This window comes from Nocardia sp. GCM10030253, assembly GCF_042675075.1.
In the GTDB taxonomy this organism is placed as follows: Bacteria; Actinomycetota; Actinomycetes; order Mycobacteriales; family Mycobacteriaceae; genus Nocardia.
Genome location: NZ_JBHTDL010000004.1, coordinates 21,689 through 34,679, shown reverse-complemented (window position 1 = coordinate 34,679; position 12,991 = coordinate 21,689). Strand labels below are relative to the sequence as shown.

Here is a 12,991-nt window from a genome sequence, read left to right as displayed (position 1 = left end):
CCCGCATCGCGCCGACCGAAACCATCCGGCCGGTGCGACCAGGTATTTCGGGAACCGATCGCCTGGGCTGTTCGTCTAACTGATCAGGACCGGGAGTCGGTCGCGATCGACGGGAGGGCGGGGGAGATGGCGGAACAACGAACGGGGCCGGGTCGGCTGCGGTACCGCTGGCTGATGCTCGGCCTGGTGGTATCGGCGCTGGTCGCGGCGGGTGTCGTGGGAGTCGGCCGCTGGCAGGACCGGGTCGACGGCGAAGCCGTTGTCGGTGATCGTTTGACGACGTTCCCCGCGCTCGACAAGTCCGCGCTCGACCCGACCCAGGCCAGGCTGATCGCGGTGCTGGAGCGAGAGTTCGGCGCTCCCGGCGATGGACCGAAGTACGCCGAGGGAGTCAGTGAGGCCTGGTGCGCCGACTTCGTCAGCTGGGTGATGCGCGAATCGGGTGTGCCACTTGCCAACCCGAACTCGGGATCGTGGCGGATTCCAGGGGTGTACACGCTGCGGGAGTACTACCAGGGCGCGGACCGCTTCACGCCGATCGCCGCCGGATACCAGCCGCGCACCGGTGATGTGCTGCTTTACGGCGAGTCCAGCCCGTTCTCCCAGCACACCAACATCGTGCTCGCGGCAGGCGGCGGAAAGGTGACCACGATGGGCGGAAACGAGTTCGGCGACATACGCATTCACCGTTTCACGCTGGCCGAGGTGCCCGACGTCGTCGGATTCGGCAGGCTGTGACCTGCCGGGAGCGGGTGGGTGGTCGGCGGGTCCCCAGGTAGGACCTAAAATAGATCCGGCGGCGCCCGGCAGCGCCGTCCGGCCCCTGTCCTGCTACCCCCTCATCAGCAGGACAGGGACCACCTAACGGGCGAGCCCGTCGTTCGGGGGCGTCGCGTACCGTGTCGGGTGTCCGTCGAAAAGGTGAGGGTTTCGGAACATCTGATGCAGCCGACCGACCAAATGAGCGACGATCCCGCCTGGATCGACTACGCCGATTTCGGGGAACGATTCGTCACCCACGCGGTGACGGCAGACCGGATCGTGGCCGCGGTGTCCGGTATGGCGGGGCGCGGTATGACGATCGGGCCGTTCTCGCTCGGTCCCGCCGGTCTTGCCGGATTCGTGGCCGAAGGCAAGGTCGGCCAACCGGTGGTGCTGCGCAGCGGCCCGCAGGTGACTTTCGAGGTCACGGTGCCCATGTCACTATCGGTGCAGGTATTGCTCGGTGGCAGGAAGTTGCGGCTGGAGGCGGTCGTCGAGATCGATCTGACGCTGCACGCGCGTACCGCCGATCCGGTGCTCATCGTCATCGAAATCCCGCCGATCACGGCCCGCGACGTCAGCTTCGTGCTGCGGGCAAGGGCCATCGAGTCGGCCTGGGAATGGCTGCTCGATCCGATTGCGGGGGTGGTGCAGCGCGAGGTCGCCAATCGGGTGAACGCGATGCTGGCCGACCCCCAGGCGCGGCGCGCCCGGGTTTTCGATATCGAGGCGTTGATCGATGGAGTTCGCTCCGAGCATGCGACGCAGGCGGAATTCGACTGGATCGGCTACGACGAGTTCGGCCACCAGTTTTTCTCCCGCATCGTGACCAAGGATCGGGTCTTCGATGTGGTGGAGCGGTTGGCGGGCCGCCCGATCGAGATCGGACCGCTGCGGACCGGACCGCGCAACTCGGCCACCGTCACGGTGCGTGGGTCTGTCCGGTTACCGCAGCTGGCCGATCGATCGGACGATGAGGTGTCCTTCGATTTGACGGTGCCGGTGAGCCTCGACATCACCGTCGATGTGCTCAAGGCGAATCACTATCGCGCCGACGTCGAAGTTCCGCTGGTGCTCACGGCGCGAGCGGCCGATCCGCTGCTGGTGGTCATCGATGTCCCGCCGCCGGATTCGGCGGACATCCGGCTGGAATTCAAGGCTCGTGGCATGCGGGCGGCCACCCTCGGTGCGCTCGCGGGCATCAAGAAGCAGGTCGTTGCCCAGGTAGCCGGGGTTGTGCGCAAAGAGCTGGCCGACAGCTCCGGCCGGACGATCGACGTCGCCGCGCGCATCGACGGCGTGGCCTGAACCCGCCCGAACGGACCTGAACCGCACAGCTGGAACTCCTGTGGCGAATGTGGTTCATGTTTCCGATGGGTCTAGCGGTTCCCATGTGAATATGGTGAAATTAGTGGACGTTCGAGGCTCCCGGCGCGTGAGTGACTTCTGGGGAAGGTGCGCCGGGCACGCTGCTACCAATTCGGGTTTGCGCGAAGGAGTCCTGCGATGCGTTCCATTCATGTGTCCCGCCGCGAGTTGTTCGCATACGCCGCTGCCACCGCCGCCCTCGGGGCGACCGTCGGCGCGCCGAAAGCCGCGGCCAGTGGGGTTATCGGCACCATGGTCGACTATGCGGGTGGCGTGCCGTCGGCAGCGGCGATTCGGGATGCCGGCCATATCGGTGTGATCAGGTACGTGTCGGATCGCCGCCCCGGCGCCGAATGGATGGAGGGCAAGCCGCTGCTCGCGCGGGAGGTCGACCAGCTGCACGCCGCGGGCCTGACGATCGTCTCGAACTACCAGTTCGGCAAGGCACAGACCGCGGATTGGCGCGGCGGGCTGGAGGCGGGCAAGAAGCATGCCGCGCGCGGGTTGGAGCTGCACCTCGCCGCGGGCGGCCCGGAGAACCGGCCGATCTACGCCTCGATCGACGACAACCCGACGCCGGTCGACTTCGCCACCATGATCGCGCCGTATCTGCTCGGCTGGGAGTCCGTGGTCGGCAAGGGGAACACCGGGATCTACGCGAACGCGCCGACCATCGAATTGGCCCGCGCCGCGGGCCTCGGTTCCTGGTTTTGGCAACACAATTGGGGCACCCCGAAGGGTTTCGTGCACCCGGCCGCGCACCTGCATCAGATCGAGATCGACAAGCGCTCCATCGATGGCGTCGGCGTCGACGTCAACAATGTGCTGCAGCCGCAGCACGGGCAGTGGTGAACTGACCGCTGCCGATGCCCGGCCTGCGCAGGGATGGCGAGCGGTGCTGGATGCTGCCCACTCAGGTCTGGCAGTGGCAGGTGGGCGCCAGGCGCAGCTCTGGTTCGTCGTCCGGGACGACGCGCAGTGTCGGCCGGGTCTCCGGCGCCTGGTGATCGCCCAGCCAGGAGAACAGCGACCAGCGGGACAGGCCGGAGAAGGCCGAGCCGACGCTGGCGAACGAGCCCGAGGAAATCACCGACCCGAACGACCCGACCGAGCCGATCGACAGCACCGAGCCGACGCTGCCGATCGACAGGATCGAATATGCGGAGCCGATGGACAGGATCGAGCCCTCGGAGCGGAAAGACAGGATTGATCGCCGCGAGCGCTTGCTTCGGATCGAATGCCTGCGCTGAACCGAATTCGTGCTCTCGATCGAATTATTGCGCCGCAACGACACTTCGACGGTAGCCATGACTTCGGTCTACCACAGGTGCGGTGCGGTTATGCACTATCGCTGAGGATTTGTACGCATGTGTCGACCGGGCACGAGATGACTCGGCTGCGGACATGACAAAGCCCGGCGGTCCGCATGGACGCGCCGGGCTTCATGTCATCAAGCGACGGTGAAGAATCCGAGCATCGGCAAGAACGAGCAGGTGCGCGGATCGGCGTCTTCGGCCTTGGTGGTCAGCGAGCCGGAGACCACCGCGACGACGCGGCCGAAGCCGGTGTCGGCGATCGCGGACAGGGTGGCCGGACCGTCGGGGTTGATCTTCGCCTCGTCGGTCAGCGGCTGGATGCCCGACTTGCGGGTGTCCAGGTTCAGCCACTGGACGGTCATCGGCGGGTTCTGCACCGGCGTCGGCGACTTGGTGCCGAGAGCGGTGAACACGAACCCGGCCTGACCGGCCTGCGGTCCCGGCGGCGGCAGCTCGGCCGGGCCGGGCACGGCGAGTGCGGTGCCGATGGAATCGGCGGTCGGGCTGATGCAGCCCTTGCCGATGCTCGGGTAAAGGAACTGTGCGATGACCGGTCCGTCGCCCTTCGGAATCTCCGGGCCGCCACCGCCGCTGCCGTCCAGGAAGGTGATGATCCGTTCCAGGGTGGACTTGATCTGCGGCGGCAGGTTGATGACGGCAAGGAGCCTGCGGGCCTGATCGAGCAGCATGCCCTGCGGGCCGCCTGCGATCGGGCGCGCGTCGGCGGGGCCCGCGATCGCGCCCACGATGGCCGGAGCCAGCGCGGCGAGCGCATCGATCGGGACGCCCTCGGGCACCATCGGGACATTGTTCGGAACCGCTGCGGGCGCGGGTGCGGGCGCCGGAGCCGCGACTGCTGTCATCGGCGCGGCGAGCGAAGCGCTCGCCGTGATGGCGAGTACGGACAACGCGATCCGCGATCCTCGGGTGCGAAGCACTGGTCTAGCCGTCCTTACCTCGGGTACATCTGGAGTCGATGCTGAAAAGCCATCGTTTCGGGGTCACTCTAGGGACACGGTTGCCGTGTTGTACAGCCGCAGTATCCCGAAGGCGCTTTGGACGAACAGTGTTATCAGACGGTAGCGCCGAAATGGTGTTACAGGAGTGAATGGTGATGCAAATGTTATCAGTGGTTCGAGGGCCCGACAGGGCCGCTCCTGGCTGCGGTTAATCTAATCGGAGCCTTCCGATCTTGTCGCCGAACGCCCGAACGTCCGCGGGTCGCAGGCCGACGACTGCCGCCCCGACTCGAAAGCCTGCGAATTGAACCGACGCCTACAGCTGGCTGTGTCAGTGCTGGGTCTGTCCGTGCTGGCCAGGCTGTTGTGGATGCTGCTGTCGAAGAACGGGATGAATCTCGTCGATCTGCACGTCTATGTCGACGGGTCGGCCGCATTGCTGACCGATCGGCTCTACGACTTCACCTACGCCGAGAAGACGCCGGACTTTCCGCTGCCGTTCACCTATCCGCCCTTCGCGGCGCTGGTGTTCTTCCCGCTGCACTTTCTGCCGTTCACGGTGATCGCGGTGCTGTGGCTGCTTGCCACGGTCGCGGCGCTCTACGGCGTGGTGTGGATCAGCCTCGAGCTGATTCTGGGCGCGCAGCGGGTGCGCGAACCGGGCTGGCGGGCCGCGGCGGTCGGCTGGACCGCGGTCGGCGTGTGGCTGGAGCCGGTGCGCACCACGCTCGACTACGGGCAGGTCAACGTGTTCCTGGTACTCGGCGCGATGGTCGCGGTGCGCAGTTCGCGGTGGTGGTTGTCGGGCCTGCTCGTCGGCGTCGTCGCGGGCATCAAGCTGACCCCGGCGATCACCGGGCTGTACTTCGTGGCCCGCCGTCGCTGGGCCACCGTGATCTGCTCGGCGGTGGTATTCGGCGCGACGGTCGGGCTCAGCTTTCTGATCGCGCACACCGAGGCGCAGCGCTACTTCGGCACGTTGCTCGGCGACGCGAGCCGGATCGGACCGGTCGGCTCGGTATGGAACCAATCGTTGCGGGGCACCCTCAGCCGCATCCTCGGCTACGACGTCGAGTCCGGGCCGTGGTGGATCGCGGCCATGCTCGTCGTGGCCGCGCTGGCGTTCCTCGCTTGGCGCACACTGGGTTCCGACGACCGGATGGGCACCTTGATCATGGTGCAGCTGTTCGGGCTGATGGTGTCGCCCATCTCCTGGTCGCACCACTGGGTGTGGTTGCTGCCGACGGTGCTGTGGCTGGTCTACGGTCCGATGCGGCAGGTCGCGGGCGCCAGGATCATCGCGGGCTACTGGCTGGTGACGATGTTGATCGGGGTGCCGTGGGTGCTGTCGTTTGCCCAGCCGTCGATCTGGACGATTTCCCGGCCGGGCGTGTTGTCTTGGCTCGGCGCGGTCGATGCGCTCGGGGTAGTGGTCCTGTTCGGCTGGTTGATCTGGCACGGACGCGCGGTGCTGCGCTCGGATCTCGCGTCCGCCGGGCGGCGGCTGCGCGGACTCCCGACGACGCGGTCGACCGACCGAAACGCCGTCGGCGATCGGGCGCTGGGTCTGGCCGCCGCCGAGTAGCGGTCGATCTCAGTATTTTGCCAACTGGTTGATCTGATGGGCGAGCATCATGTCGCGGCCGGTGAGCCCGCCCGCCGAGTGGGTCGACAGCGCGAAAGTGACCCGGCGCCAGCGGATATCGATATCCGGGTGGTGGTCTGCGGCCTCTGCCGCCTCGGCGACCCGCCGTACCAACTCGATTCCGGCGGGAAAGGTCGGTGCCTCGATCGTGCGGGTGATGGTGTTGCCGGACCGTTGCCAGTCGGGCAGGTCCTTCAGTGCGTCGTTGATATCGGCGTCGGACAACAGTTCGGTAGCCATAGCCCAAGTATCCGCACAGATCAGGCGGCGCGGGCTTTCTTGAGGCCCTTCTTCAGCTCTTTTCCGCAGCAACCAGCGGCTTCCAGGCGTTTCATCCGCATGATGACAACCGGGCATTTCAGGCAGCGCGTCTTCTTGCGACAGCACTTCTTCTTGGGTTTCAGACTCGAAACCTTCTTTGCCTTGACCTTGCCCATAGTTGGTTAGCATACCCTTAGCGGGACGCGTGGTCTGCGGCGCACCGGGATACCGGTAGTCTGTTACTGGCCGCAATGCCCGGTGAGTATCGATTCTCCACCTGTTTGCAGGGGTCGGCCCGCACCAACACCAACAGCAGGAGGATTAGGCGTGTCGTCTGCACGCGATTTTCGCAACGTCGCCATCGTGGCCCACGTCGACCACGGTAAGACGACGCTGGTCGACGCCATGCTGCGCCAGTCAGGAGCCTTTGCCGAGCGAGCTGAGCTCGTCGACAGGGTGATGGACTCCGGCGACCTGGAGCGCGAGAAGGGCATCACCATTCTCGCCAAGAACACCGCTGTCCACCGGCACCACCCGGATGGCTCGGTGACCGTGATCAACGTCATCGACACACCCGGCCACGCCGACTTCGGTGGTGAGGTCGAACGCGGCCTCTCCATGGTCGACGGTGTCGTGCTGCTCGTCGACGCGTCCGAGGGGCCGCTGCCGCAGACCCGGTTCGTGCTGCGTAAGGCACTCGCCGCGTCGCTGCCGGTGATCCTGGTGGTCAACAAGACCGACCGTCCGGATGCCCGCATCGCCGAGGTCGTCGAGGAGAGCCACGATCTGTTGCTCGATCTGGCCTCCGATCTCGACGACGCCGCCGCCGAGGCCGCCGAACTCGCGCTGGACCTGCCGGTTCTGTACGCGTCGGGTCGTGAGGGCAAGGCGTCCAAGGAGCGTCCCGAGAACGGGAACGCGCCGGACGCCGAGAACCTCGACGCACTGTTCGACGTGCTGCTGGAGTACATCCCGGCGCCCAAGAGCAATGCGGCCGCGCCGCTGCAGGCGCATGTCACCAACCTCGACGCTTCGGCCTTCCTCGGTCGTCTCGCGCTGGTGCGCATCTACGCCGGTGAGCTGCGCAAGGGGCAGAACGTTGCCTGGATGCACGCCGACGGCGTCAAGACCGTCAAGATCACCGAACTGCTACAGACCATCGGTGTCGAGCGTCAGCCCGGCGAGGTCGCCGAGGCCGGTGACATCGTCGCCATCGCGGGCATCCCGGAGATCATGATCGGCGATACGCTCGCCGATCCGGACAATCCGGTCGCGCTGCCGCGCATCACCGTCGACGAGCCTGCGATCTCGGTCACAATCGGCACCAACACCTCGCCGCTTGTCGGTCGGGTGCAGGGCCACAAGCTGACCGCACGCATGGTGAAGTCGCGCCTGGATCAGGAACTGGTCGGCAACGTGTCGCTGCGGGTCCTCGACATCGGCCGTCCGGACGCCTGGGAGGTGCAGGGCCGTGGTGAGCTGGCGCTGGCCATCCTGGTCGAGCAGATGCGCCGCGAGGGCTTCGAACTGACCGTCGGCAAGCCGCAGGTGGTCACCAGGCTGGTCGACGGCAAGGTGCACGAGCCGTACGAAGAGCTGACCGTCGACAGCCCGGACGAATACCTCGGCGCCATCACGCAGCTGCTCGCTGCCCGCAAGGGCAAGATGGTCCAGATGGCCAACCACAGCGCGGGCTGGGTGCGGATGGAGTTCATCGTCCCGTCGCGCGGCCTGATCGGATTCCGTACCGACTTCCTGACCGAGACCCGCGGCACCGGCATCGCCAACGCCGTCTCACACGGCTACGCGCCGTGGGCAGGCGAGATCCGGGCCAGGCACACCGGTGCACTGGTGTCCGACCGGGCAGGTTCGGTGACCCCGTTCGCCATGATCCAGCTCGCCGATCGTGGCCAGTTCTTCGTCGAACCCGGCGCGGACACCTACGAGGGCATGGTCGTCGGCATCAACCCGCGTGCCGAGGATCTCGATATCAACGTCACCCGCGAGAAGAAGCTGACCAACATGCGCAGCTCGACCGCGGATGTGTTCGAGACGCTCGCCAAGCCGTTGCAGCTCGATCTCGAGGCCGCGATGGAGTTCTGTTCCGACGACGAGTGTGTCGAGGTCACGCCGGAGGTGGTCCGGGTGCGCAAGGTCATCCTCGGCGCCACCGAGCGTGGACGCGAGCTGTCGCGACGGAAGGCTCGGGACCGGGCCGCGTTGTAGCCCCGGTCATGAGCGAGCGAATCGGAGACACAGCGCCTTCGGCGGTCTGTGTAGCCGAGCGTCAGCGAGGCGAAGTCATGAGGGAGCGTAGCGAGCGAATCGGAAACACAGCGCCTTCGGCGGTCTGCGTAGCCGAGCGTCAGCGAGGCGAAGTCATGAGGGAGCGTAGCGAGCGAATCGGAAACACAGCGCCTTCGGCGGTCTGCGTAGCCGAGCGTCAGCGAGGCGAAGTAGAGTGCCGAACGTGAGCTCGGGGGCAAGACGACGCGCGACGGTGCGCGGAATGCTGGTGATCGCGGCGGCCTCGATAACGGTGCTCGCCGGCTGCACCGCGAATCCGCCACCGCCGATCGAAAGCACCGACAGTCCCAAGACGACGCCCGCCAAACCAGGCAAGAACACCGTCGTGGTGGCCATCGACGACATCGGAATCGGGTTCAATCCGCACCTGCGCTCCGACCAGTCGCCTGCCACCGCGGCGGTGAGTTCGATGGTGCTGCCGAGCCCGTTCCGTCCGGTGCCGAGTCCGGCGGTGCCCGGCGCCACCGAGTGGGTGCCGGACACGGCGCTGGTGGTGTCGGCAGATGTCACCGCCCAGGATCCGTTCACCATCACCTATCAGCTGCGCAATCAGGCGAACTGGTCGGATGGTGCGCCGATCGCCGCGGAAGACTTCCGGTTCCTGTGGCAGCAGATGATCACTCAGCCCGGTGTCGTCGATCCGGCAGGTTATCGGCTCATCTCCGATGTGAGTTCCTCCGGTGGCGGCAAAACCGTCACCGTCACCCTGACCGCGCCCTATCCGGCCTGGCGTGAACTGTTCTCGAATCTGCTGCCCTCGCATCTGGTCAAGGACGTGCCCGGCGGTTTCGCCAATGGTCTGGTCGAGCGAATCCCGGTGTCGGGCGGCAACTTCGACATCAAATCGGTCGATCGGGGCCGGGACGAGATCTTGCTCGAACGCAATGACAGGTACTGGGGCACGCCTGCGGCTCCGGACCAGATCCTGTTGCGCCGTGGCGGAACGCCCGCGCAGCTGGCCGATTCGCTGCGCACCGGCGATGCCCAGATGACGCTGGTGCACGGCGGTGTCGCAACCCAGGCTCAGCTGGCGGCGATTCCGTCGGTGCGCACCGCGATCATGCCCCAATCGCGCGAGCTGCAGTTCGTATTGAACGGTCGCAGTGGCGATCTCGGCGATCCCCGGGTCCGCCACAGCGTGCTCGCACTGCTGGATCCGGCGCTGCTCGCTACTGTCGGCGCGCAGACCGGCGGCTGGGTCGAGCCGGTGCGCGCACAGATCCTGACCCCCTCGGACCCCGGCTATGCGCCGACCGCGCCGCCACGGCCGACCACCGACGAAGCCTTCGGGCTACTTGCCGAGGCAGGCTATGGCCGTGCGCCGGAACCGCCACCGGTCACCTCGCCGACCTCACCGGCGCCACGACCGCGCCCCCTCGCGAAAAACGGTAAGGCGCTGGCGATTCGAATCGGCGCGGCCACCGGCGATGCCACCGCGATCGCGGTGGCGAATACAGCGGCAGACCAATTGCGCAGTGCCGGAATCGATGCCAGCGTGCGCAGCGTTTCCTCCGATACCCTCTACGGCAAAGATCTGACCGAGAGTGCGGTCGACGCGATCGTCGGCTGGGAGGTCGCGGGCTCGGACCCGGCCACCGTGCTCGCCTCGCGTTACGGCTGCCCGCCCGTGGATACCGGTGCGAGCAACGGGAATTCGCAGGCCAACGCCGAAGCGGCCAAGAAGGCGCCGAGCAATGTGTCCGGCATCTGCGATCCCACACTGCAGCCTGCGATCGAAGAGGCGCTGCGCGGAATCGAAGTGGGCCGGGCACTGGCCGACGCCGAGCCGAAGCTGTGGAATTTGGCGACGGTGCTGCCGATCGTGCAGGACAACGTCGTCGCCGCGTCCGGTCCCCGAGTCGACGGCGCCTCGCTCAGTGGCGCCATTCAGGTGGGCATCTTCGGTGACGCGGCGATGTGGCGCAGGATCCCATGACCGGTGGGTTGCTGCTTGTCCACGCCCACCCGGACGACGAGTCCATCACCACCGGGGGCACGATCGCGCACTATCGCCGCCGCGGCGTGCCGGTCACGGTGGTGACCTGCACCCTCGGTGAAGAGGGCGAGGTGATCGGCGACGAGTGGGCGCAGCTGACCGCCGATGAGGCCGACCAACTCGGCGGCTATCGGGTGCTGGAACTGACCAAGGCGCTTGCCGCGCTGGATGCGGGCCCACCGCGTTTCCTGGGTGGTGCGGGCCACTGGCGCGACTCCGGTATGGCGGGCACACCCGCGGCGGAGAATCCGCGAGCCTTCGTGCATTCCGGCGCGGCGGCGGTGGACGCGCTGACCGAGGTGCTGCTCGAGCTGCGGCCCCGGGTAGTGATCGGTTACGACCCGAGGGGCGGCTACGGCCACCCCGACCACATTCGGGCCCATCAGATCACCACGGCCGCGGTGCACGCGGCTGCCGACCAGGGCTGGGATACCCCGAAGTTCTATTGGACGGTCACCGATGGCGAGATGCTGCGCCTGCACACCGAAGTGCTCGCGCGACGCACCGTCGAAGGGTTGCCTGGCGCGTTGCCGCCCGGCTGGCGGCTTCCCTCGGTTGGGGAACTCGCCAGCGTGCCGAGCCACACGGTGACAACGACGATCGATGTGTCCGATTCGCTCGCGGCCAAGCGGAGTGCGCTGCGGGCACACGCAACGCAGGTGATGGTGGCGCCGACGGGCCGAGAATTCGCGCTGTCCAACAACGTCGCGCAGCCGGTGCTGCCCGAGGAGCACTATGTGCTCGTGCGCGGGCAGCGTGGCGTCGTCGGCTCGGATGGTCGGGAACACGACCTGTTCAGCGGTATTGCCTGAGGGTTGCTGAATACCGATTTCGGGCTCCGGGTACCGTCTTCGTGATCTCGGACATCGACGTGGAGGATTCAGCGGTTCATGACAGCGGTCGACGACAGGGCCCACCTCAACATCGAAGACGACGGCTATCACAAGAGCCTCAAGCCGCGTCAGCTCCAGATGATCGCCATCGGCGGTGCCATCGGCACCGGCCTCTTCCTGGGTGCCGGCGGGCGGCTCGCGAGCGCTGGACCAGGGCTGTTCCTGGTCTACGCGGTGTGCGGAGTCTTCGTATTCTTCATTCTGCGCGCGCTCGGTGAGCTGGTGCTGCACCGGCCATCGTCAGGGTCGTTCGTGTCCTACGCGCGCGAGTTCTTCGGTGAGAAGGCCGCGTTTGTCGCGGGCTGGATGTACTTCCTGAACTGGTCGATGACCGGGATCGCCGACACCACAGCGATTGCTCAATATTTCCACTACTGGGCGGGATTCTCACATATCCCGCAGTGGCTGCTGGCGCTCATCGCGCTGGTGCTCGTGCTCGGCGTCAACCTGATGTCGGTCAAGTGGTTCGGCGAGATGGAGTTCTGGGCCGCGTTGGTCAAGGTGTTCGCGCTGAGTGCCTTCCTGATCATCGGCACGATCTTCCTGCTCGGCCGATTCACGGTGCAGGGCCACCCGACCGGACCGAGCGTCATCACCGAAGGCGGTGGCATGTTCCCGACCGGGATCCTGCCGCTGGTCGTGGTGACCTCCGGCGTCGTGTTCGCCTACGCCGCCGTCGAGCTGGTCGGCACTGCGGCGGGGGAGACGGAGAACCCCGGCAAGATCATGCCGCGCGCCATCAACTCGGTGATCGCGCGCATCGCGGTCTTCTACGTCGGTTCGCTGGTCCTGCTCGCGCTGCTGTTGCCCTACACCTCCTACACGGCCAAGGAGAGCCCGTTCGTCACCTTCTTCACGATGCTCGGGGTGCCCGGCATCGGCAGCGTGATGAATCTCGTTGTGCTGACCGCGGCTTTCTCCAGCCTGAACGCGGGTCTGTATTCGACCGGTCGCATCCTGCGGTCGATGTCGATGAACGGCAGCGCGCCGAAGTTCACCGGTGTGATGGGACGCAACGGCGTTCCCTACGGCGGCATCCTGCTCACCAGCCTGATCGCGCTGTGCGGCATCGCGTTGAACGGGTTCGTGCCGGATCAGGCCTTCGAGATCGTGCTGAACATGGCCTCGCTCGGCATCGTCGCCTCCTGGGCCACCATCGTGCTCGCCCAGCTGCAATTGTGGCGCTGGTCCAAGCAGGGCAAGCTCAGCAGGCCGTCGTTCCAGATGTTCGGTGCGCCCTATACCGGCCTGGCCACGCTCGCTTTCCTATTCTTCGTGGTGGTACTGACCGGCTTCGACTATCCGGTAGGCACGTGGACCGTTGCCTCGCTGGCGTTGATCATTCCGGCGCTGATCGTCGGCTGGTTCGCCGCGCGCAAGCGGGTGCTCGCGATCGCCGAGGAACGCCAGGGTTACACCGGCGAGTATCCGGTGGTGGCCAACATCCCGATCGACGGTGACTGAACCTCAGCCGCCGGAATAGA

12 protein-coding genes are annotated in these 12,991 nt (G+C 66.5%); 8 read left to right on the top strand and 4 right to left on the bottom strand.

Annotated features, from left to right (window positions below):
* Window positions 1-126 precede the first annotated feature (126 nt).
* The 3 genes from ACFQZZ_RS04180 (at window position 127) to ACFQZZ_RS04170 (ending at window position 2,982) form a co-directional block, all read left to right on the top strand.
* Window positions 127-738 (top strand): CHAP domain-containing protein, encoded by a 612-nt coding sequence (locus ACFQZZ_RS04180; RefSeq protein WP_378674182.1) that lies wholly within the window; start codon window positions 127-129, stop codon window positions 736-738.
* Between the two features lie 204 nt (window positions 739-942).
* Window positions 943-2,070 carry a hypothetical protein gene (locus tag ACFQZZ_RS04175; protein WP_378674179.1) on the top strand — a complete coding sequence of 376 codons (1,128 nt, stop codon included), beginning with the start codon at window positions 943-945 and terminating at the stop codon, window positions 2,068-2,070.
* Between the two features lie 198 nt (window positions 2,071-2,268).
* Complete coding sequence (locus ACFQZZ_RS04170; RefSeq protein ID WP_378674177.1) at window positions 2,269-2,982, top strand: DUF1906 domain-containing protein; 714 nt, start codon at window positions 2,269-2,271, stop codon at window positions 2,980-2,982.
* A gap of 61 nt (window positions 2,983-3,043) precedes the next feature.
* On the opposite strand, the gene ACFQZZ_RS04165 is transcribed toward ACFQZZ_RS04170, so the two are convergent.
* Together ACFQZZ_RS04165 and ACFQZZ_RS04160 are read right to left on the bottom strand one after the other, a co-directional pair.
* Window positions 3,044-3,439, bottom strand: a complete 396-nt coding sequence (locus tag ACFQZZ_RS04165; RefSeq protein ID WP_378674175.1) for a hypothetical protein — start codon at window positions 3,437-3,439, stop codon at window positions 3,044-3,046.
* Window positions 3,440-3,580: 141 nt separating this feature from the next.
* Window positions 3,581-4,384, bottom strand: coding sequence for a hypothetical protein (locus ACFQZZ_RS04160; protein ID WP_378674171.1), 804 nt, complete (start codon window positions 4,382-4,384; stop codon window positions 3,581-3,583).
* 325 nt (window positions 4,385-4,709) lie between these two features.
* Here ACFQZZ_RS04160 and ACFQZZ_RS04155 point away from each other — a divergent pair, with 325 nt between their 5' ends.
* A complete protein-coding gene (locus ACFQZZ_RS04155; RefSeq protein WP_378674168.1) occupies window positions 4,710-5,990 on the top strand; it encodes a mannosyltransferase in 1,281 nt (426 codons plus the stop codon).
* A 9-nt stretch (window positions 5,991-5,999) separates the two neighbouring features.
* Here the strand turns inward: ACFQZZ_RS04155 and ACFQZZ_RS04150 are convergent, their stop codons facing one another.
* Window positions 6,000-6,290 carry a 4a-hydroxytetrahydrobiopterin dehydratase gene (locus tag ACFQZZ_RS04150; RefSeq protein ID WP_378674165.1) on the bottom strand — a complete coding sequence of 97 codons (291 nt, stop codon included), beginning with the start codon at window positions 6,288-6,290 and terminating at the stop codon, window positions 6,000-6,002.
* 20 nt (window positions 6,291-6,310) lie between these two features.
* The gene (locus ACFQZZ_RS04145) at window positions 6,311-6,487 is read right to left on the bottom strand and encodes a hypothetical protein (RefSeq protein WP_085998628.1); all 177 of its coding nucleotides are present in this window, start codon (window positions 6,485-6,487) and stop codon (window positions 6,311-6,313) included.
* A 151-nt stretch (window positions 6,488-6,638) separates the two neighbouring features.
* On the opposite strand from ACFQZZ_RS04145, the gene typA reads away from it, so the two are divergent.
* From typA to ACFQZZ_RS04125, 4 genes are all read left to right on the top strand, one after another.
* Window positions 6,639-8,537: a translational GTPase TypA gene (gene typA, locus ACFQZZ_RS04140; protein ID WP_378674162.1), complete on the top strand. Its 1,899-nt coding sequence runs from the start codon at window positions 6,639-6,641 to the stop codon at window positions 8,535-8,537.
* 283 nt (window positions 8,538-8,820) lie between these two features.
* Window positions 8,821-10,554 carry an ABC transporter family substrate-binding protein gene (locus tag ACFQZZ_RS04135; protein ID WP_378676342.1) on the top strand — a complete coding sequence of 578 codons (1,734 nt, stop codon included), beginning with the start codon at window positions 8,821-8,823 and terminating at the stop codon, window positions 10,552-10,554.
* On the top strand, window positions 10,551-11,426 hold the full coding sequence (gene mshB / locus ACFQZZ_RS04130; RefSeq protein WP_378674159.1) for an N-acetyl-1-D-myo-inositol-2-amino-2-deoxy-alpha-D-glucopyranoside deacetylase: 876 nt from the start codon (window positions 10,551-10,553) through the stop codon (window positions 11,424-11,426). The genes ACFQZZ_RS04135 and mshB overlap by 4 nt, the downstream gene beginning before the upstream one ends.
* 78 nt (window positions 11,427-11,504) lie before the next feature.
* Window positions 11,505-12,971: an amino acid permease gene (locus tag ACFQZZ_RS04125; protein WP_378674156.1), complete on the top strand. Its 1,467-nt coding sequence runs from the start codon at window positions 11,505-11,507 to the stop codon at window positions 12,969-12,971.
* Window positions 12,972-12,991 lie beyond the last annotated feature (20 nt).